Origin of the sequence: Pilimelia anulata, from assembly GCF_014647895.1 — a bacterium.
Lineage (GTDB): Bacteria > Actinomycetota > Actinomycetes > Mycobacteriales > Micromonosporaceae > Pilimelia > Pilimelia anulata.
The window spans coordinates 96729-117011 of the sequence record NZ_BMQB01000005.1; the positions used below are offsets into that span (position 1 = coordinate 96729).

Consider the following 20283-nt stretch of genomic DNA (forward strand, 5'->3'; position numbering starts at 1 on the left):
GCGCGCTGATGGCCGCCGAGATCGCCGAGCAGCCCGCCGCGCTGGCCCGGCTGCTGGCCGCGGCGGGCGAGGTGCGCGAGGTGGCCGCGGCGGTCAGCCGGCGCCGGCCGCGGTTCGTGCTGCTCGCCGCGCGCGGCAGCAGCGACCACGCCGCGCTGTACGCGAAGTACCTCGCCGAGATCCGGCTGGCCCTGCCGGCCGGGCTGGCGTCGCCGTCGGTGACCACGCTGTACGGCGCCCGGCAGGACCTGGCCGACGTGCTGTTCGTCGCGGTCAGCCAGTCCGGCGGCTCGCCCGACCTGGTCGACTCCACCGACGCCGCCCGCCGGTCCGGGGCGCTGACCGTGGCCGTCACCAACGACCCCGGCTCGCCGCTGGCCGGCGTCGCCGAGCTGGTCGTGCCGCTGCACGCCGGCGAGGAGCGGGCCGTCGCGGCGACCAAGACGTACACCGCCGAGCTGCTGGCGCTGTACCTGCTGCTCGGCGGCCCGGACGCTCCCCGCCGCGCCGCCGCCCTGCCCGACGCCGCCCGCCGGGCGCTCGACGAGAGCCCGGCGGCCGGCGCCGACCGGTACCGGTACGCCGACCGGCTCATCATCGTGGGGCGCGGCTACTCGTACCCGACGGCCAGGGAGGGGGCGCTGAAGCTGATGGAGACGAGCTACCTCGCCGCGCAGGCGTTCTCCGCCGCCGACCTGGCGCACGGGCCGGTGGCGATGGCCGACGCGGCCGTACCGGTGATCGCCGTCGTGCCCGGCGGGCCCGCCGCCGCGTCCGTCGGCGAGCTGGTCGCCCGGCTGCGCGCCGGCGGCACGGACGTGCTGACGCTGCGCGCCGCCGACGGCGTCGCCGACGAGCTGCGGCCGGTCCTGGAGATCCTGCCGCTGCAGCGGCTGGCGTGGAAGCTGGCCCTGGACCGCGGGGGCGACCCCGACCGCCCGCGCGGGCTGGCCAAGGTGACGAGGACCCGATGAGCGACGACGACCTGGACCTGCTGCCCGCCGGCGAGCTGGTGGGCCGGCTGCTCGCGGCCGAGGAGCGGGTGCTCCCCGCGGTCCGCGGCGCCCGCGCGGCGATCGCCGCCGCGGCCGAGCTGATCGCGCTGCGGATGGGCGCCGGCGGCAAGCTGGTGCTGCTCGGCGCGGGCACCTCCGGCCGGCTGGCCGTCGTCCAGGCCGCCGAGCTGCCCGGCACGTTCGGCCTGGCCACCGGCGACGTCGCCGGGGTGTGCGCCGGCGCCGGGCCGTGGCTGATGGGCACCGACATGGACGAGGACGACACCGGCGCCGCCGTCCGCGACCTCGGCGGCACCGGGCTGGACGCGCGCGGCGTGCTGGTCGCGGTGGCGGCGAGCGGCAGCACGCCGTACACGCTCACCGCCGCGCGGCACGCGCAGCGGCTCGGCGTCGCCGTCGTCGCGGTGACCACCGTCGCCGGCTCGCCGCTCGGGTCGCTCGCCGACGTCGAGGTCGCCGTACCGGTGGGCCCGGAGCTGCTGCGCGGCTCCACCCGGCTCGGCGCCGGCACCGCGCAGAAGATCGCCCTGGACGCCGTGACCACCGCCGCGATGGCCCGGCTCGGCCGGGTGCACGGCACGCTGATGGTCGACGTCGTACCGGCGAACGCCAAGCTGCGCGACCGCAGCGCCGGCCTGGTCGCGGAGATCGCCGGCTGCCCGCCGGAGCGTGCCGCCGAGGCGCTGGCCCGGTGCGACTGGAACGCCCGGGCCGCCGTCCTGCACCTGCTCACCGGGCTGGCCCCGGCCGACGCCGCCCGGCACGCCGCCGCGCACCGCACGCTGCGCGCCGCCATCGCCGCCGCCGGGGCGCCCCGATGAGCGTGGTGGCGATCGACGTGGGCGGGACCACGCTCAAGGGCGCCCTGGTCGCCGGCTCGGGCGCGCTCGCCCGCCGGGTCGACCGGCCCACCCCGACCGGGCCGGCCGCGGTGCTGGGCGCGGTCTGCGCGCTGGCCCGCGAGCTGGCCGTACCGGGGGTCATCGCCGCGGGCGTGGTCGCCCCCGGCTGGGTCGACGCCGCCGCCGGCGTGGTCCGGTACGCGGCCAACCTCGGCTGGCGGGACGTCCCGCTGCGCGCCGCGGTGGCCGGCGAGCTGGGCGTACCGGTGGCGATCGAGCACGACATGCGCGCCGCCGCGCTGGCCGAGGCGGCCGACACCCCCGGCGACTGCCTGTTCGTCGGGCTGGGCACCGGCATCTCCGCCGGGATCATCCGGGGCGGCCGGGCCCGGGCCGGGGCGATCGGCGCGGCGGGGGAGCTGGGCCACGTACCGGTCCGGCAGCCGGGGGAGCGGTGCGCCTGCGGGCAGCGCGGCTGCCTGGAGCGGTACGCGTCCGCCGCCGCGATCGGCCGCCGGTACGCCGCGGCCGGCGGCACCGGCGGCGCCGAGGCGGTCGTGGCCCACCTGGGCGACGACCCGCGCGCGGCGGCGGTCTGGGCCGACGCGGTGGACGCGCTGGCCGCCGCCCTGCTCATCGGCACGCTCGTGCTGGACCCGGCGGAGATCGTGCTCGGCGGCGGCCTGGCCGGCGCCGGGGCGGCCCTGCTCGACCCGGTGGCCGGGCGGCTGGGCGCGCTGCTGGCCTGGCGGCCCCCGCCGCCGGTCCGGCTGTCCGCGCTCGGCGGCGACGCCGGCTGGCGCGGCGCGGCGCTGCTCGCGGGGAGGGCCCGATGACCGTCCTGAGTGGCGCGCGCGTGGTCACCCCGGAGGGGGTGCTCGAACCGGGCTGGGTGGAGCTGGCCGGCGACCGGATCGCCGCGGTCGGCGCCGGCCGGCGGGACGGCGAGGCGGTGGCCGGCTGGCTGCTGCCCGGCTTCCTCGACCTGCACGTGCACGGCGGCGGCGGGTACGACTTCGCGGCCGGCCGGGCGGCGATCGAGGGCGGGGTGGCCTTCCACCGCGCCCACGGCACCACCGGCAGCCTGGTCTCGCTGGTGTCGGCGCCCCCGGAACTGCTGTGCGAGCAGCTCGGCCGGGTGGCCGACCTGGCCGAGTCGGGGCTGGTGCTGGGCGCGCACCTGGAGGGGCCGTTCCTCGCCCCGCGCCGGTGCGGCGCGCACGACCCCGACCACCTGCTCGACCCGGACCCCGAGGTGCTGGCCGCGCTGCTCAAGGCCGGCCGCGGGCACGTGCGGGTGATGACGGTCGCGCCGGAGCTGCCGGGCGCTCTGGACCTGGTCGACGCGCTCGTCGCCGAGGGCGTGGTGGCCGCGATCGGCCATACCGACGCCACGTACGAGCAGGCGCTCGCCGCGTTCGCCAGGGGCGCCGCGCTGGTCACCCACGCGTTCAACACCATGCGCACGCCGCACCACCGCGAGCCCGGCCCGATCCCGGCCGCGCTGGACGCGGGCGTGCCCTGCGAGCTGATCAACGACGGCGTGCACGTCCACCCGGCGGCGGCCCGGCTGCTCACCGGCGGCCCGCTGGTGCTGGTCACCGACGCGATCGACGCGGCCGGGGCGGGAGACGGCGCGTACCGGCTCGGCGGCCGGGACGTGGTCGTGCGCGACGGCCGGGTGCGGCTGGCCGACGGCGGCGCGCTGGCCGGCTCGACGCTGACGATGGACGAGGCCGTGCGCCGCGCGGTCACCGACGTCGGCCTGTCCGTGGCGGCGGCGTCCGCGGCGGCCTCCGCGACGCCCGCGGCGGTGCTCGGCGTGGCGGACCGGTGCGGCCGGATCGCCCCCGGCCTGGCCGCCGACCTCGTGCTGCTGGACGACGACCTGCGCGTGCGCCGGGTGATGGCGCGCGGTTCCTGGCTCTGACCCGGTCGGCGGTGCCGTGCGGGCACCGGCGGCCAGCCCGCCCGGTGCGGCCACCGGGCGGGGGCCGGCGGCGGCCCCGGGCGGCGCTCCACGCCCGGGCCCGCCGCCGCGCGATCAGTCGATCCGCTCGCCCGTACCGGCGTGGAAGACGTGCACCCGGTCCGGGTCGATGTGCAGGTCGACGACCTCGCCCATCCGCAGCGGGCTGCGCCCGTCGGTGCGCACGACCAGCCGGCCGTCCGGGTCGTCGAGGGTCGCGTGGCCGTGCACGTACGCGTCCGAGCCCAGCTCCTCCACCAGGTCCACCACCAGCGGCACGCCGGTGCCGGCGCCGGTCAGCGCGACCGCCTCCGGCCGGAGGCCGAGCACCACCGTGGTCGCCCCGCCGGCGGCCGCGGCGGCCAGCCGGTCGCGGTCCAGCGGTACCCGCAGCGGGCCCAGCCGGGCGCCGCCCTCGACCAGCGGCACGGTCTTGAGGTTCATCCCCGGCGAGCCGATGAAGCCGGCGACGAACGTGTTGCGCGGCCGGTCGTACAGCTCCCGCGGCGGCGCGCACTGCATCAGCACCCCGTCGCGCAGCACGGCGACCCGGTGGCCCATCGTCATCGCCTCGACCTGGTCGTGCGTCACGTACACCGTGGTGGTGCCCAGCCGCGCCTGGAGCGCGGCGATCTGCGACCGGGTCTGCACCCGCAGCTTGGCGTCCAGGTTGGACAGCGGCTCGTCCATCAGGAACACCCGCGGCTCCCGGACGATCGCCCGCCCCATCGCCACCCGCTGCCGCTGCCCGCCGGAGAGCGCCTTCGGCTTGCGCTCCAGCAGCGGCTCCAGGTCGAGCAGCTTCGCCGCGTCGCGGACCCGCCGGGCGATCTCGTCCTTGGGCGCCTTCTGCAATTTCAGCGCGAAGCCCATGTTCTCGGCGACGGACATGTGCGGGTACAGCGCATAGTTCTGGAACACCATCGCGATGTCCCGGGCCTTGGGCGGCAGGTGCGACACATCCCGGTTGTCGATGAGGATCGCGCCGTCGTCGACCTCCTCCAATCCGGCGAGCATCCGCAGCGAGGTCGACTTGCCGCAGCCGGACGGGCCGACGAGAACCAGGAATTCGCCGTCGGCGATGTCCAGGTTCAGCTTGTCGACCGCGGGCGCCCCGCCGCCGGGGTAGCGGCGGGTGGCGTCGTGGTACGTGACAGTAGCCATGAAAGCGGTACCTTTCCACCGGCAGGAACGTGCCGGACGATCCGTTGTGGTTGGGCGGCGGGGGCCGCCGCCCGAGCGGCTTCGCTCTCCGCTCAAGATAGTCGCCGACCGATGCGTACGGGCTCCCCGAACCGGCCCGCGCCACTCGGCCGCCCGCGCGGATCCGGCCATTCGGGCCGCCGCCGGCCAACCGGGCCGCGGGCCGCCATCCCGCCCACCCCGGCCCGGTCCCGGTCCGCCCCGCCCCGGGCGCCCCGCGGGCCCCGGCGGTAGCGCGGATCACCGGCCGGATCCGGTTAGGGATCCGCGCGGCTGGGCAGGCTGGTGCCGTTCGCCCCTGCGCGCCGAGGAGGCCCCGATGTCCGCCGTACCGGACCAGCGCTCGCTGCACGTCGTCATGGTCGTGCCGCCCTACTTCGAGGTGCCGCCGCGCGGGTACGGCGGGATCGAGAACGTCGTGGCCGACCTCACCGACGCCCTGGTCGAGCGCGGCAACCGGGTCACGATGATCGGCGCGGGCCCCGGCCGGACCCGGGCACGGATGATCTCGCTGTGGCCCGAGCCGATCGCCGACCGGCTCGGCGAGACCATGCCGGAGCTGGTGCACGCGGCGCTGTCCCGCGGCGCCATCGACCGGCTGCACGCCGACACCCCCGTCGACGTCGTGCACGACCACACCGGCGCCGGCCCGCTCAACGCCGGCCACTACGCCACCCGCGGCATCCCCACGGTGGTGACCATGCACGGCCCGGTCCAGCCGGACAGCGTCACCTTCCTGCGCGCGCTCGCCGCCGACCTGGCGCTGGTGGCGATCAGCGACCGGCAGCGCCGGCTCGGCGCCGGGCTGCCCTGGCTGGGTACGGTGCACAACGCGCTGCGCGCGCAGACCTTCCCGTACCGGGCCGGCGACGACGGCTACGCCCTGTTCCTCGGCCGGTTCAACCCGGAGAAGGCGCCGCACCTGGCGCTCGACGCCGCGCACGCCGCCGGGGTGCCGCTGGTGCTCGCCGGCAAGTGCAGCGAGCCGCCCGAGCGCGCGTACTACGAGGAGCTGGTCGCGCCCCGGCTGGCCGACACGGACCGGATGCACGGCGTGGCCGACGCGGCCGCCAAGCGCGAGCTGCTCGCCAACGCCCGCTGCCTGCTGATGCCGGTGCAGTGGGAGGAGCCGTTCGGCATGGTGATGGTCGAGGCGATGGCCTGCGGCACCCCGGTGGTGGCGCTGCGCGGCGGCGCCGTGGCCGAGGTGGTCGAGCACGGCGTCACCGGGTACGTCGTCGACCACCCCGACGAGCTGCCGGCGGCGATCGCCGCGGTCGGCGCGCTCGACCCGGCGGCCTGCCGGGAGCGGGTGGAGCGGCTGTTCGGCGTCGACCGGATGGCCGCCGGCTACGAGGCCGCGTACCGGCTGGCGATCGCCAACCGGCGCGACATCCCGGCCGACACGCTGTTCGACCTGGTGCCGGCGCTGGACGCCGTCCCCGCGGGCCGGGACGGGCCGGCGGTCGAGGTCGTGCCGGCCGGCCCGGTCCGGGTGGCGTGATCAGTACGCGTACGCCGTACTGATCACCTCGTTCGGGCAGTCGTCGCCGTTGGCGACCAGCGCGTCCCGCTCCGCCGGGTCCACGCTCAGCCGCCAGCGCACCTTGGTGGCGACGAACTCGCCGAGGTACCGGCACCGCGCCGGCGGGTACGGCGGCAGCCACGTCGCCGGGTCCTGGTCGGCCTTGGCCTGGTTCACGTTGTCGGTGACGGCGACGAGCGAGCGCGGGTCGGCCAGGTCGTTGGCGTACTCCCGGCGCAGCGCGGTGGTCCACGCGTGCGCGCCGGAGTCCCACGCCTCGGCCAGCGGCACGACGTGGTCGATGTCGACGTCGCCGCCGACGGTCCAGGTCGCGTCGTCGTAGTACGAGTACCAGGTCGCCCCGCTCACCGCGCACGGCGGCGCCACGGCCGGCGGGGTGATCGACTCGGCGATCAGCACCTCGTTGCGGGTGTGGCAGCCGTCGCGGTCGGCGTCGACCCAGTGCGGGAAGAGGGCGCGCTGGTACCCCGCCCGCTGCTCCCCGGCGACCGGCAGGTCGGCGATCGCGGTCCGCAGCGCGGCCGAGTAGGCGTCCGGCGGGCTCACGACGCCGGCCGCGGCGGCGGCGCCGGCACCGGGCGTGGCGGCGGTCGCGGCGGTGGCTGCCGCGGCGGCCGGGGCCGTCGGCGGGAGGGCCAGTGCGGCCGCGGTCAGGGCGGCGGCGACGCCGGCCGGGAGTGCGGACGCGGTGGGTCCGATTCGCATTATTTGCCCTACTCGGTATGGGTTCGGGATCGACGCCCCACCCTCGCGCCCGGCACCGGTGTCGATGCGCCCCGACACGCCCCCGGACGGGCGCCGCGCCCGTCCGGGTGAGGGTGAACACCGGCATGCCACCCGAGGGAGGGGCTGCGTTCGGCGCGGATGGGGGGTAGCGTCCGGGGTCAGGACCCTCTCGGCGAGCCGCCACGTACACCGGCAAGTACGCCACCGGGATCGGCACGACATCGAACGGCTGATCGGAGTTGGCACCGTGACCCAAGCGAGCCAGCGAACCCTGCTGTCCATAACCCGCCTCGACGAACCGCCGGCCGCGGCCGTGCTGGCGCTGTTCGGCGACCTCGACATCGTCAGCGGCCCGCAGCTCGTCGCGGCCGTCGGGGACGTGCTGGCCGGCGGCGTCAGCGGCCGGATCGTCGTCGACCTCGCCGACGTCCCGTTCCTCGACTCGTGCGGGATCAACGCGCTGCTCGCCTGCCGGGCCGCCGCCGCCCGGGCCGGCGCCGGGCTGGCCGTCCGCCGCCCCCGGCCCTCGGTGCGGCAGGTGCTGGCGATCACCGGCCTGCTGGAGCTGTTCGCGGTACCCGCGGCCGCCTGACCGGGGGCGTCAGGCCGGCTCGTCCGGCGGCGTCGCCGCCCGGCTGCGGACCTGCCGCCAGCGCGCGACCACGCCCACCGTCACCGTGATGCAGATGCCCACCGCCGCCGCGCCCCACGGGCTGCCCGGCGCCACGGTGCGGCCGACGAAGCCGAGGGCGACGCCGTACGCCGTCCAGATCAGCCCGCCGGCCACCGCGGCCGGCAGGAACTGCCGCATCGGGAAGCGCAGCAGGCCGGCGCTGATCCCGACCGCCATCGTCCCGCCGGGCAGGAACCGCCCGGCCACCACCAGCCCCACCCCGGCGCCGCGGCGCCGCTCGATCCAGCGCAGCGCCGCCCGGGCCCGCGGCGAGCGGTCCGCCCGGCCGCGCGCGCGGCCGCTGATGCTGCGCCCGACGCCGTACGCGGCCAGGTCGCCGGCCACGGCGCCGAGCAGCGCGGCGACGCACATCCACGGCAGGTGCAGCTCGCCGCTGACCGCCAGGCCCATGCCCAGGGCCAGGCCGCTCTCGCTCGGCAGCGGCGGGAAAATGGCGGAGCCCGCGATCGACGACGCGATCACCGCGTAGATCCACGGTGATCCGATGATCGATTCCAGCGTCGCGTCGATGGGCCCAGGCTAGCGCAGCACCCTAACCGACGACACCCGATGGACGTGCCGATTTCTCGATCGCCGAACGAGATAACGGCGGCGAAAAGTTATCCCGGCATCCGGTGTATTCCGCCTGCCCACGGGTAGGAATGGGGCCGTTTCAGCCACGTCGGAGGCCGATAGTGCGGGGTGCTCGGACAGTTCTCCAAGTGTCGGAACCCCCCCTTTGGACCGGGTTACGATCCGCGCTGGATGGCTGACCGTGTGGACAGACGGATGCGCTATCCGCGCACGCAGTATTCCTGACTCTCGAGAGGAAATACCGCAATGCATATGGTCCATTCCCGGTCGCTTCGGCGGCCACATGCCTGGCTCGTGGCCGCCGCGGCCACGGCGCTCGCCGTGAGCGTCGGGACGCCGGCCCTCGCCGCGACCGTGCCCATGACGCTCAGCGCGGTATCCGGGCCGAGCCAGGGTGGCAACACCCTCACCGGTACCACCGCCACGTCGGTATTCAACTCGTCCACCGCGGTGGAGTTCCAGTACGTCGGCACCGGCACCGCCGCGGCCTGCTCGGCGACGTACCTCGCCCCGGCCGCCGTCGTGGTCGGCGGCAGCCCGCCGGTCCAGACCGCCGGTGTCCTCGCGGTCCCGGCGGCGAACGTGCGCGTGCTGTCCGGTACCAAGATCGCCATCACGGTGCCCTCCAGCGTCGCCCTCGCCGGCGGCCAGGTGACGGCCAAGTACAACGTGTGCGCCTACGCCGGCACCACCACCGGCGTCAGCGGCAGCCCGATCGTCGCCAACGCGGCCTACACCATCGCCGCCAAGCCGACCATCGTGTCGATCAGCCCGAGCACCGGCCCGGCGCTGGGCGGCAAGACCGTCACGATCTCGGGTACCAACTTCCCGACCGCGGCCGGCGCCCTCACCGCCAACATCGGCGGCACCCCGCTGACCGGCATCTCCGTCGCCGCCAACGGCAACAGCTTCACCGCGATGCTGCCGGCGAAGACGGCGGGCGGCCCGTACGCGCTGTCCATCACCACCGCGGGCGGCACGGTCATCCGGCCGTCGGCGTTCACCTACACCAACGGCATCGTGGCCGTCCCGAACACCGGGCCGAACACGGCGTCCACGGACGTCGACATCCAGGGCGTCGGCTTCGCCAACCTGGACTTCACCGCCACGTCCGGGTCGACCCCGAGCAGCAACAAGGGGCACGTCTACCTGGTGGACGGGGCGTACGACCCGACCGACAACAGCGGTAACAAGACCCTCGGCCCGCTGACCGAGTGCACGAACGTGCTGATCGTCAGCGACAACGAGGTCATCTGCACGATGAACCCGCAGGTCAGCCTCACCGCCGCCGGCGCGTACGCCAGCATCGCCGCCCGCACGGTCGCCGACGGTGCCACCACCAACGCCAGCACCACGCTGACCTCGGCGACGGCGAACTTCACCAGCGCCGACGTCGGCATGTCGCTCGCCGTGGCCAGCAACACCCAGGTGCCCGCGGGCACCACCATCACCGCGGTGAACAGCGCGACCTCGGTCACGCTGTCCGCGGCGGCCACCGCCACCGCCACCGGCGTCAGCACGACCATCGGCCCGCGCCAGGCGCCGTCGGTCACCACCGTGAACGGCAACACCGCCATCACCTCGGCGGGCAGCCAGTTCACCGCGGCCGACGTCGGCCGCCTGATCACCGGTACGGGCATCCCGGCCGGCACCACCATCGCCGCGTACACCAGCGCGACCGCCGTCACCCTGTCCCAGGCGGCGACCGCGGGCGGCACGGTGACGCTGACCGTGGCCAACCCGGTCGCGGTGCCGATCGGCGCCTACACGCTGACCGTCGTCAGCAACGGTGCGGTCGACGTGCAGGCCGGTGGCGCCAACGAGGACACCGCCTACACGCAGTCGATCATCTCCAGCGGGGCCACGTTCACGGTCGCGGACTACTGATCCCGGCCGCCGGACCGCTCCGGTAACGAAGTGGGGCGGCCCGCGGTACGTACCGCGGGCCGCCCGCCACGTCCGAACCCGGCCGACCACCGGCGCGCCGACCGCGCGCCGCGAGACGAGGCGAGGAGAGCATGCGCGACACCCACGTCGACCCGTCCCCCGAGACCCCCACCGGCCGCCCCTGGCGCCGCTGGGCCGCCGCCGGCGCCACGGCCGCCGGCGCCGCCGGCCTGGCCGCGGCGTTCCTGACGGCGAACACCGGCCCCGAGCCCACCGCCGGCCCGGTCCCCGAGATCGGCATCGAGACGAGCACCCCGACCGCGGCCGGCGGCGCCACGCCGACCCCGGCCGCCACCACCCGCCGCCCGGCCTCGAAGGCGCCGGCCGGCAGCACCGCGACCACCACCCGCACGCCCACCCTGCGCCAGCGCGTCGCCGCGGCCAAGGCCGCACCGCGCGCGCCGCTGGCGGCGCCGATCCGCAAGGCCGCCACGATCAGCGGGGTCCAGGTGGCCGAGTCCGGCAACCTGCGCAAGGACCGGCAGACGCTGCGCGTCGTCTCCGCCCGGGCCGACCTGACCGGCCAGCGCGAACTGGCCTGGGTGGCCGACGGCGGCGCGCCGGTGGGCACCGCACGGTGCACGCAGAACTTCCGGTTCAGTACCGCCCGCCCGGCCAAGGTCCGCCCGACCCTGCTGCTGTGCTGGCGGACGAGCGCCGCGCGCAGCGCGTACACGGTGATGGTGAACCTGAACGGCCGCCCGTCCCGGGAGGCGAGCATCGCCGCCCTCGACAGCGCCTGGGCGAAGCTCTAGCGGATCCGCCGACCCGGCCGCGAGCGGTTCGGCGGCGACGGGTTCAGCCAGTGGCACAGCGGGGTGGCGGCGTCTCGATCGTGAGGCGCTGCCACCCCGCCGTTTCGTCGGCGGTGACGGCAGCCGTGGTCCGGAGGGGCGGGCCGGCGCCGTTGCGGGTTGGTCCGGCGCCGGCCCGGCCCGGTGTGGCGCGGCGATCGCATGCCCCCGATGCGCACGCGTGCCGCGGTGCTCATGCCACGCCTGCCGTGGCGCGGCGGTGGTGGGTGGGCCGGACCCGGCCGCCGCTCGGCAGCGCGGGGCGGGTCCGGCCCGTCCGGTGGCGACGCCACCCGCGGCGGCAGCCGCGGGGCGCACCGTCGCCACCCGTTCGCGAGCCCGGCAGGGCCCGCTGTTGCGGAGTCGATCATGCCGTGGGCGCGCGCACCGCCCACGCGGCGACGCGGCGGCCGGCGTACCGGGACGCTGTCCGGACCATCCGCATTCCTTTCCCGAGCGAGGACTCGCGCCCCCTGCTTTCGGGGGCTGCGCATACCCTCACCCGCCGGCGGCCCCCGCGGCAACGCCCCCGCCGTCGATTCGGGACGCTGGAACGAAATCCAGCCCTTGACCTGCGCGAACGCGGCGTCCCGGAACGCGGTTGCGGGGCGCGGTAGCATGACGGCGAGCGGGTACACATCGGAACGTCACATTTGCCGGGAGGAATGTTGCCAAGAGACGACCTCGGCGACCTCCTCATGCGACTCAAGGATCGCCGCGGATACAGCTATGAATTGCTGGGCCGCAAGGTCAACGCGAGCAAGTCGACCATTCACCGGTACTGTTCCGGCGACTCCATTCCGCAGGATTTCGGGATAATCGAGCGAATCGCCCGGGCGTGCGGCGCGGACCGCAGCGAACTGGACGAGCTGTACGCCCGCTGGACCGCCGCCACCACCCCGGCGCAGGACACCGCGGCGGCGCCCGCGCCCTCCGATCCGCCCGCGGCGCCGGCCCCCGCCACCGATCCGACCTCACCCGCGGCACTGCCCACCGCCCCGCCGCCGGCCGGCACCGTGCCCGGATCGGGCCCGCCGGCCGCCGCGCCGCTCGCCGCCACGATGCTGGCCGACGCATCGGCGGGTGGCGCGCCGCCTGCCGTCGCACCGGACCCGGCGGCTTCGCCGGCCACCGCACCGGCGGCCGCTTCGGCCGATGCCGCCCCGCTCGGCCCCGCGCCGTCCGCCACCGCACCACCCGCCACCGCACCGTCCGCCACCGCACCGTCCGCCACCGCACCGTCCGCCACCGCACCGTCCGCCACCGCGCTGTCCGTCGTTGCGTCGCCCGCAGCGGCGTCGGCCGCGTCGACAGCGCCGGCCGCCGTCCCACCGACCACCGCCGCGCCCGGGGCCACCGTCACCCCCGGAACCCCGGCCGCCGCTACCCCCGGGGCCCCCGCCGCCACTCCCGGGAACCGTGCCGCGGCTACCGCCGCGGGCCGCACCGCCGCCACCACCGCAGCGACCCCCGCCACCAGCGCGGCTGACCGGTCCGCGGCCGCCGCCTCGCGAACCGGCGCGCCCGGCGCGATCCCGATCGAGCCCTCCGACCCGGCCACCCCGATCCTCGCCGCCGGCGACGCCGAGCCCGCCGACGCCGCCCCGGGCGGCTGGTGGAGTCGTACCCGGGTCATCGCGTTCGCGCTGACCGCCGCCTGCGCCGTCCTCGTCGCGGTGGGCCTGCGCGTCGGCTGGCACCGGGTCGACCTGTCCGGCTCGGACGCCGCCGCCAGCACCGACCACCTGCTCATGTCCGCGGGCTGCGGCGACGTGATCAGCATGGGCCAGCACGACGAGTGCGTGGAGGAGGTACAGCGCCTGCTCGCCAAGGCCGGCGCCACCCTGTCCGTCGACGCCGACTTCGGCCCGGAGACGCTGCGCCGGGTGACCGCCTTCCAGGTCCTCGCCGGCCTCACGCCCAAGGGCGTGGTGAACGCCGAGACCAAGCGCGCCCTGTACGCCGGCGCCGCCTCCCTGCGCACCTGGCCGGCGGCCGAGGTGGAGGCGCGGATCCGGCGGGAGTTCCCCGAGGAGCCCGAGCGGGCGGTGCGGATCGCCCGGTGCCACTCGTTCCTCGACCCGCTGTACGTCCTGCCCAACGCCAACGGCACCCGCAACTGGGGCGTGTTCCAGCTCTCCGACCAGCTCATGCGCCGGTACGAGGGCTCGCCGAAGCTGGCGCTGGAACCGGAGTGGAACATCCGGACGGCCCGCCGCGCCTGGGCCGAGCACCGCGACTTCCGGCACTGGCAGTGCGACAAGGCCGCCGCCCCGCACACCCCGACCCCCACGCCGTCCGGCTCTGACTCCCCGGGCAAGGCTGGCTCGTAGCGCCAAACAGTGATCAAGCAAAGTCGCAACTCCGTCCCGTCAGGGGGAAGGCACAGCCGGTCCGACACGATCGCAGGACGGGTACCATCCGCCCGCTGCACAGGAACCGCCTTGCGGTGGACAGCGGTGGTCGCCTGTACGGGCTGATCGGAGGTGCCCCACCCACCATGCCGGGACATCGTGCTTGCGGTGCCAATCACTGTTGTCAGGCTCGCGAACGGCCCGGCACTGCACTGTCGCACAACTGACACATCCGTTGTGGAACGCGCTGCTTACCGCGATTCTTTCCTCACCAACCGGAAGGAGAACGTGGAATGAAAGCTCCAGTTGTGAAGTTCGCGGCGGTGATTGCGCTTGGCGCAGGGCTCGCCGGCGTGAGTGGCCAAGCTGCGTTGGCGGCAACGTCCGATGATCGACGGCCGGCGACGGCTGTGGCGATCCATCAGGACGACCCCAGCCTGAAGGACCTCGTCGTCAAGGCACTGCGTGCCGGCGGACCGCTGCTTGCGCAGCTTCTGCGGGAGATGAGCCCGGAAGCCGCTGACTGGGTCAAGAAAAACGCTGCGGCACTAGCGGATTATCTCGAAGCGCACGACTGGTCTTACGCCGCCATCAAGAAGTTCCTGGTTGACCACGGGTGTCCGGAATCAGTTGCACACGTGATCGCAAAGGTGCTGTCGGAGATCGCGGACTAGGCGCTAGTAATAGCATAATACGGGGAGGTCATAAAATGAACAACTCGCATAGAATCGCAAAAATTGGCGCGCTTACACTTGCCGCGGTTCTTTCAGCCGGAGCCGGTGGAACGGCAGCCGCAGCGGCGCCGCCGTCCAGCAACATCGTCACCATTTCCGCATCGGCCGATTCGCGGGGGTCGGCCGTTGATCGTGGCCCGACGTCAAGCAACAGGGGCACACACTCTGGTGACACTGAGCGCAACGCGAGGATCCCGAAGTGGCTCAAGGACTTGATCAAGAAGCTACCTGAGCTTCCGGCGAAGGTGAAGGCGGGCTGGAACACCTTCAAGGCGTGGTACGACGGCTTGCCGACGTGGGCTAAGATCGCAATCTCGGCGATTTCTCCGTTTGGCACTCTTTACCAGATCTGGGAAATTTTGTACGACCTTTTGACCTGACAAGGAATCGCAGTGGATGCGGATGGCGCGGTTGGCCGCATCCACTGCGATTGTCGAAACCCTTAGTAGGAGTGACAGTGCGAACACGGTCGACGCTTGTCGAAAGTCGATCTTCAAGTGACCTGGATTGGCTAGCTGTCGGTATCAGCTTGTTGGTGGTGTCCTGGCTTGCCGAGACTTCCCTTCCAATCTGGGCCGATATCTTGATCACGATTACGGCGACTTTGGTCATCGGTCGAGTGGTAGTTCTGGTAATGCGTGGCGGTTGGCGTTCATTTTCGCCTTTGCGGTGGATCTTGGTTCTGTCTGCGGTGGTTATGGCGCTGCTGGTCGCTGTTCAGGTGATCCGTGGCTGGCTATGATGACCCGAGCTCGACGGGTGCCCGGATCATTGTAAAGGATCTAACAAAACGGTATAAGAAAGTTACGGCAGTCGAGGGTGTTACGTTCGATGTCGAACCCGGCCGAGTTACGGGCTTTCTTGGCCCTAATGGTGCGGGCAAGACTACAACGTTGCGAATGATTTTAGGATTGGTTCGCCCGACTGCAGGAGTAGCAACTATTGACCGTATACCATACGTTAAGCTTAATGAGCCATTACAAAAAGTCGGAGCGCTACTGGATGCGAGCATGGCGCACCCCGGTCGGACCGGACTAAATCACCTGCGTGCGATTTGCGCTGCAATAGGAATTTCTCAAGCCCGAGCCGATGAAGTGCTCTCATTGGTCGATCTCGATGTCGCCGGAAATCAAAAATTCAAGACATACTCGCTTGGTATGCGGCAGCGTCTGGGAATTGCGGCCGCGCTCGTTGCCGAGCCGAATGTTCTCATTCTCGATGAGCCGGCTAATGGTCTTGATCCGGAAGGAATTCGTTGGCTGCGCCACCTGCTGAAAAGGTTAGCTGCTGACGGTCGGACGATTCTAGTATCCAGCCACCTTCTCTCGGAGATGGAATTGATGGCTGACGACGTAGTTATTATCGCCAACGGCAGGCTCATAACTCAAGGCTCGATCCGCAAGGTCATTGCCGATGTATCCCCGCAAGTCAGTGTTTTCGTGCGCACCCCGCGTGCTGCTGACCTGCAAGCTGCCCTTACGGCAGCCGGAGCTGAGGCGGTCGAGGCCTACGGTCGAGATGGCTTGACTGTGCTTGGTAAAGACGCGGCAATGGTCGGACGGGTCGCGTTTTCAGCCGGGATCGAACTCCATGAATTGAGGGCTGAATCAGTTGACCTCGAAACAGCCTTTATGAAACTGATGGCCAGGGTGACGATAAAGTGATGAGACTGGCTCGCAGTGAATTAATCAAAATTCGAACGACGAGTATTGCCTGGATATTGGCTGGCTGTACAGGAGTGAGTTGGATACTGAGTGTTCTGGTAGCGCGCCGCCAGGTGGCAATGATCGGTGACGCAGATGAAGACCTGGGCATACCGGCACTGACGCATGTTGACGCCACGGCAAGTCTCTATACGGCGGGAACCATTCCGTCATTGATATTGACCATGCTGCTCGGCGTTGTCGTCATGACATCCGAGTATCAGCACCGAACGGCCGCCGCCGCCTTCTTGCTGGCCCCGCGTCGGGCGCCGATCGTACTCGCTAAGGTGAGCGCGATGGCGCTTGTCAGCACTGCATGGGCGTTGCTGATTGTTCTGCTCAACTTTTTTGTTGGCGTGCTTCCCCTGCGGGAACAGCTCGGCGGACTTCATGTCAGTGACAGTCGAATTATTTTGCCCATTATTGGAATGGTGCTCGCTCACAGCTTATGGGCAGCGATTGGAGTGGGCTTCGGTGTGCTAATGCGCAGCCAAGCGCTGGCTTGCGTGACGTCGATATCAATTACCTTTTTTGGGACGATTGCTGCGCTCATGGTGACCTCGCTGGCCGGAGTGTTCGGCGCGTGGGTCGAGGACGCGGCTATTGCGTTTCCCACTCTGGCGACCCTATCGATGGTGAGTGCCGAAGGGGCCGGCTCCGTTTCAAGCCTGGTCGGCGCGCTGGTCTTGGTGGCATGGGCGCTTTTTTGTACCGTCGGCGGGATCGTCTTGCTGAGGCGGCGAGACGTGACCTGACGGGCTCCTCAGCCGTCCTATCGAGGGGGTGCGCACGGCGGCCTGGGCGGCGTGGTGCGACGGCGCTGGCCGATGTCATGCTCACTTGGTGATCGGCAGTCGGCAGCATGTATGCCGCCGCGCCGTCGCGAAGGGCCCGAACGGTGACTCCCGCATGATGCGTGGGTGGGACGACATACATCGTCTTGCCACGTTCGCCAGTACCGAGCCGACCTCCCCGAGCGGGGCGCAACCTGCAGATTCGCCGGCCTCGGACCGACTCGGTCATGGCTGCGTTCGCTCTGCGGTTTGCCACCGCTGCCGCCCGGCTACCCGCACCTGCGCCGGACGATGCGGGTGCACCACGGCGCGGGCCTCCGCATCACCGCCGCCAGCCCGGCGGCCCCGGCGTGGACGTCCTGCTCCGCATCGGCGTCCTGCCCGCCCCGCGACCGCAGCCGCCCGCGAGGCCCGGCGCGCCGCCACCCCCGGTCACAGGGCGCGCAGGTGGGTGGTGATCCAGGCGAGCGTGGCCGGGGGCAGCGACGGGTGCACCGGCATCTGGAAGGTCGCCGCGTACAGCGCCTCCGCGTGCGGGTACCGCGCCGTCCGGTGCGCCGCGAACAGCGGCTGCCGGTGCAGCGGCCCGTGGTGCGGCCGGGTCGAGTCGGGCGGCAGCCCGGCCGCCGCCAGCGCGCGGGCGATCGGCGCCGGAGCGGCGGCGGTGGTGAGCACGAGCCGGTGGTGGTTCGGTACCGCCGCCGGGTGCGCCAGCTCCGCCAGCCGCCCGCGGTCGGGCAGCGCCGCGAGCAGTTGCGCCGCGTTGGCGTGCCGGGCCGCGACCTGGTCGGCCAGCCCGGCGAGCCGGCGCAGGCCGACGGCGGCGGGCAGGGCGCCGAGCTTGTAGTTGACGCCGTACCGGCCGCGCAGCCCGCCCAGCCGGACGAAGTGGTGCACCCGCTCGGCCAGCTCCGCGTCGTCGGTGAGCAGGAAGCCGCCCTCGCCGGTGGCGAGCGGCGCGCGGTCGTGGGTGGAGAAGCAGCCGACCCGGTACCGGGTGCCGACGTACCGGCCGCGCAGCGTCGAGCCGTGCGCCTGCGCCGCGTCCTCGACCAGCGGTACGCCCACCCCGGCGAGCACCGCGGCGGCCCCGTCGTCGTCGGCCGGGTACCCCCACAGGGACAGGCTGATCGCCGCCTTCGTCCGCCCGCTCACCCGGCCGGCGACGGCGTCGGGGTCCATGGCGAGCGCGCCGGGCAGCGTGTCGACCAGGACCGGCGTGGCGCCGGTGGTGAGGATCGGCATCGCGGTGGGCAGCGGCGCGGTCGCCGGTACGAGGACCTCGTCGCCGTCGCCCACGCCCAGCCCGGCGAGCGCCGCGTGCAGGGCGGAGCTGCCGGAGTTGACCGCGATGGCGAAGTCGACGCCGAACCACTCGGCCAGCGCGTCCTCGTACGCGGCCACCACCGCCGCCCCGCCGGACAGCCGCCCGTCGGCCAGCACGTCCGCGAGCGCGGCGGCCTCGCCGCAGGCCGGGGGCCGGTCCCGGTCGTCCACCGGGCGGTCGGCGCTGAAGAACAGGTCAGGAACCATCGCTGCGTACCACCTTGATCGTGTCGAGGGTGTCGGGGTTGTCGAGGTACCGGCGCATCGCCCTGGTGCGCAGCGGCGCCACGGGGTCGGGGCAGCGCAGGGTCCGGTCCGTGACCTCGGTGCCGGCCCGGTCGCTGAGCCGGGCGTACGTGTTCAGCAGGCGCTGCGCGGCAGCGGCCCGGGCGCACGGCGCCGGGGTGCGGCACACCGGGCAGCGGGTGCCGCCGCGCGGGGAGCGGTGCCGGTCCAGGTCGGTGACGACCATGGCGATGACGGACCGGGACAGGTACACCGCGCCGCTCACCGGTCTTCCCGCGGCCGGGGCAGCCGGTCGCAGGTCGGGCAGGTCAGCAGCCCCCCGCAGCCCGGGCACCAGTGTGCGCCCCCGCGCAGGCACCAGCCGGTCGCCGTGCCGACCAGGACGAGTGCGACCGTGCCGGCGACGGCGTACGGCCAGTAGAAGGTGAGATACACCGAGCCTCCATTGCGGACCGGAGGTCGCCCCCCGTGTTCGGCAACCACTGTGGACAGATTGCCAGTGAGAATCTCAAATCGCAAGGATCGATGATGGGATTGCGCACGGATGCTGCTCTGCGTCGATCCCCCGACGGTGGCGCATAATGGCGGCTGGCGTCCCGGTCCGGGACCGCTTTGCGATGGGGGTCCAGCGATGGCCGCGGCACAGGAACCGGCGCGGCGGCGCCCGGGACCGGCCGCCGGGCCGACCGTGGTGCGGCGCCAGCTGGGCAGGCAGTTGCGCCGGCTGAGAGAGGCCGCGGGCGGGGAGACCGTCGAGCAGGTCGCCGCCCACCCGGAGCTGGGCCTGTCGCGGGCGAAGCTGTACCGGCTGGAGCGCGGGCAGCACGCCGTCAAGCCGCAGGACGTCGCCGTCCTGTGCCGGTACTACCGGGTGGGCGACCGCCAGACCGACAAGCTGATCGCCCTGGCCCTCGCCACCCAGCAGGACAGTTGGTGGCATGCGCTGGGCGACGTCAATGTGCCGGAGTGGTTCAGCCTCTACCTCGACCTGGAGCCGGCGGCGTCCGCGATCCGGACCTACGAGGCGGAGCTGGTCCCCGGCCTGTTGCAGACGGCCGACTACGCGCGGGAGATCCACCGGGTGCACAACCCCGGCCTGTCCGCTGATCAAGTCGAGCAGCGCGTGGCCGTGCGGATGGAGCGCCAGTTACTCCTTGATCGACCCGGCGGGCCGGCGTCGCGGTTCGTGCTGAACGAAGCCACGCTGCTGCGGTCGGTCGGCGGCCCGGCGGTCATGCGGCGGCAGATCGAGCAGGTTCGGCGGATGGGCGAGTCGGCGAACGTGGTTATCAGCGTTCTGCGCTTCGATGTCGGCGTGCACCCGGGGATGCACAACCCCTTCGTGATTCTGGATTTCGCCGATCCGGCCGAGGATCCGCCTGTTGTTTACGTGGAGACGGTGACATCCGCGGGATATCTCCAGAAGGACTCCGATGTCCGTGACTACGCTGCCATATTCGAGCAGATCGAACAGCAGGCAACCCCGATCCAGGAGTATGTGACGTAATGCGCCAGTACGCGAAGGCCACGAGGTCGGGCAACGGCAACTGCGTGGAGTGGGCGGTGGAGCGCGACGGCGTCCACGTCCGGGACAGCAAGGACCCCGCCGGCCCGGAACTCCGGTTCACCCACGCCGAGTGGGCCGCCCTGACCGCCGCCGCCGCCACCGCCACCCCCCACCCGGCCATCACCCCCACCCCGACCACCACCACCCTGACCCGCGCCGGCCGCTCCCTGCGCTTCACCCCCGCGGAGTGGTCCGCCTTCACCCACGCCGCCGCCACGGGCGAGTGCGCCCGCCAGCCGCAAACATGAC

The 20283-nt window shown here is 73.1% G+C and carries 21 protein-coding genes; 15 read left to right on the forward strand and 6 right to left on the reverse strand.

Annotated features, from left to right (window positions below; translation table 11 throughout):
- The first annotated feature begins 8 nt into the window (after window positions 1-8).
- Genes IEY94_RS12670 through nagA form a run of 4 tightly spaced genes read left to right on the forward strand, consistent with a single transcriptional unit; the run spans window position 9 to window position 3788 of the window.
- Window positions 9-974 carry an SIS domain-containing protein gene (locus IEY94_RS12670; RefSeq protein ID WP_189170629.1) on the forward strand — a complete coding sequence of 322 codons (966 nt, stop codon included), beginning with the start codon at window positions 9-11 and terminating at the stop codon, window positions 972-974.
- On the forward strand, window positions 971-1837 hold the full coding sequence (locus IEY94_RS12675) for an N-acetylmuramic acid 6-phosphate etherase (RefSeq protein ID WP_189170351.1): 867 nt from the start codon (window positions 971-973) through the stop codon (window positions 1835-1837). Before IEY94_RS12670 ends, IEY94_RS12675 begins: the two co-directional genes overlap by 4 nt.
- Complete coding sequence (locus tag IEY94_RS12680) at window positions 1834-2694, forward strand: ROK family protein (RefSeq protein ID WP_189170352.1); 861 nt, start codon at window positions 1834-1836, stop codon at window positions 2692-2694. Before IEY94_RS12675 ends, IEY94_RS12680 begins: the two co-directional genes overlap by 4 nt.
- Entirely contained in the window at window positions 2691-3788 is a 1098-nt protein-coding gene (gene nagA, locus IEY94_RS12685; RefSeq protein WP_189170353.1) for an N-acetylglucosamine-6-phosphate deacetylase, read from the forward strand. Before IEY94_RS12680 ends, nagA begins: the two co-directional genes overlap by 4 nt.
- Window positions 3789-3902: 114 nt before the next feature.
- On the opposite strand, the gene IEY94_RS12690 is transcribed toward nagA, so the two are convergent.
- Window positions 3903-4991, reverse strand: coding sequence for an ABC transporter ATP-binding protein (locus IEY94_RS12690; RefSeq protein ID WP_189170354.1), 1089 nt, complete (start codon window positions 4989-4991; stop codon window positions 3903-3905).
- A gap of 358 nt (window positions 4992-5349) precedes the next feature.
- Here IEY94_RS12690 and IEY94_RS12695 point away from each other — a divergent pair, with 358 nt between their 5' ends.
- Entirely contained in the window at window positions 5350-6534 is a 1185-nt protein-coding gene (locus IEY94_RS12695; protein WP_229783764.1) for a glycosyltransferase family 4 protein, read from the forward strand.
- On the opposite strand, the gene IEY94_RS12700 is transcribed toward IEY94_RS12695, so the two are convergent.
- Complete coding sequence (locus tag IEY94_RS12700; protein ID WP_189170355.1) at window positions 6535-7281, reverse strand: HNH endonuclease family protein; 747 nt, start codon at window positions 7279-7281, stop codon at window positions 6535-6537.
- 268 nt (window positions 7282-7549) lie between these two features.
- Here IEY94_RS12700 and IEY94_RS23510 point away from each other — a divergent pair, with 268 nt between their 5' ends.
- Window positions 7550-7894: an STAS domain-containing protein gene (locus IEY94_RS23510; protein WP_229783767.1), complete on the forward strand. Its 345-nt coding sequence runs from the start codon at window positions 7550-7552 to the stop codon at window positions 7892-7894.
- Between the two features lie 9 nt (window positions 7895-7903).
- Here the strand turns inward: IEY94_RS23510 and IEY94_RS12710 are convergent, their stop codons facing one another.
- Window positions 7904-8458, reverse strand: coding sequence for a DedA family protein (locus tag IEY94_RS12710; protein WP_189170357.1), 555 nt, complete (start codon window positions 8456-8458; stop codon window positions 7904-7906).
- Window positions 8459-8863: 405 nt separating this feature from the next.
- On the opposite strand from IEY94_RS12710, the gene IEY94_RS12715 reads away from it, so the two are divergent.
- From IEY94_RS12715 to IEY94_RS12745, 7 genes are all read left to right on the forward strand, one after another.
- Complete coding sequence (locus IEY94_RS12715) at window positions 8864-10456, forward strand: IPT/TIG domain-containing protein (RefSeq protein ID WP_189170358.1); 1593 nt, start codon at window positions 8864-8866, stop codon at window positions 10454-10456.
- 131 nt (window positions 10457-10587) lie between these two features.
- Window positions 10588-11271 carry a hypothetical protein gene (locus tag IEY94_RS12720; protein WP_189170359.1) on the forward strand — a complete coding sequence of 228 codons (684 nt, stop codon included), beginning with the start codon at window positions 10588-10590 and terminating at the stop codon, window positions 11269-11271.
- A 707-nt stretch (window positions 11272-11978) separates the two neighbouring features.
- Window positions 11979-13643 (forward strand): helix-turn-helix domain-containing protein, encoded by a 1665-nt coding sequence (locus IEY94_RS12725; protein WP_189170360.1) that lies wholly within the window; start codon window positions 11979-11981, stop codon window positions 13641-13643.
- Between the two features lie 329 nt (window positions 13644-13972).
- Window positions 13973-14338: a YqxI family protein gene (locus tag IEY94_RS12730; protein WP_189170361.1), complete on the forward strand. Its 366-nt coding sequence runs from the start codon at window positions 13973-13975 to the stop codon at window positions 14336-14338.
- A gap of 35 nt (window positions 14339-14373) precedes the next feature.
- Window positions 14374-14778: a hypothetical protein gene (locus IEY94_RS12735; RefSeq protein ID WP_189170362.1), complete on the forward strand. Its 405-nt coding sequence runs from the start codon at window positions 14374-14376 to the stop codon at window positions 14776-14778.
- A gap of 348 nt (window positions 14779-15126) precedes the next feature.
- On the forward strand, window positions 15127-16062 hold the full coding sequence (locus tag IEY94_RS12740) for an ABC transporter ATP-binding protein (RefSeq protein ID WP_189170363.1): 936 nt from the start codon (window positions 15127-15129) through the stop codon (window positions 16060-16062).
- Window positions 16062-16856: an ABC-2 transporter permease family protein gene (locus tag IEY94_RS12745; RefSeq protein ID WP_189170364.1), complete on the forward strand. Its 795-nt coding sequence runs from the start codon at window positions 16062-16064 to the stop codon at window positions 16854-16856. The genes IEY94_RS12740 and IEY94_RS12745 overlap by 1 nt, the downstream gene beginning before the upstream one ends.
- Before the next feature lie 471 nt (window positions 16857-17327).
- Here IEY94_RS12745 and IEY94_RS12750 read toward each other — a convergent pair whose 3' ends face one another.
- Genes IEY94_RS12750 through IEY94_RS12760 form a run of 3 tightly spaced genes read right to left on the reverse strand, consistent with a single transcriptional unit; the run spans window position 17328 to window position 18902 of the window.
- Window positions 17328-18428 (reverse strand): DegT/DnrJ/EryC1/StrS family aminotransferase, encoded by a 1101-nt coding sequence (locus tag IEY94_RS12750; protein WP_189170365.1) that lies wholly within the window; start codon window positions 18426-18428, stop codon window positions 17328-17330.
- Window positions 18418-18732 (reverse strand): hypothetical protein, encoded by a 315-nt coding sequence (locus tag IEY94_RS12755; RefSeq protein WP_189170366.1) that lies wholly within the window; start codon window positions 18730-18732, stop codon window positions 18418-18420. The genes IEY94_RS12750 and IEY94_RS12755 overlap by 11 nt, the downstream gene beginning before the upstream one ends.
- Entirely contained in the window at window positions 18729-18902 is a 174-nt protein-coding gene (locus tag IEY94_RS12760) for a hypothetical protein (RefSeq protein WP_189170367.1), read from the reverse strand. The genes IEY94_RS12755 and IEY94_RS12760 overlap by 4 nt, the downstream gene beginning before the upstream one ends.
- A 196-nt stretch (window positions 18903-19098) precedes the next feature.
- On the opposite strand from IEY94_RS12760, the gene IEY94_RS12765 reads away from it, so the two are divergent.
- Window positions 19099-19974, forward strand: coding sequence for a helix-turn-helix domain-containing protein (locus IEY94_RS12765; protein WP_229783770.1), 876 nt, complete (start codon window positions 19099-19101; stop codon window positions 19972-19974).
- Window positions 19974-20282, forward strand: a complete 309-nt coding sequence (locus IEY94_RS24305) for a DUF397 domain-containing protein (protein WP_189170368.1) — start codon at window positions 19974-19976, stop codon at window positions 20280-20282. The genes IEY94_RS12765 and IEY94_RS24305 overlap by 1 nt, the downstream gene beginning before the upstream one ends.
- Window position 20283 lies beyond the last annotated feature (1 nt).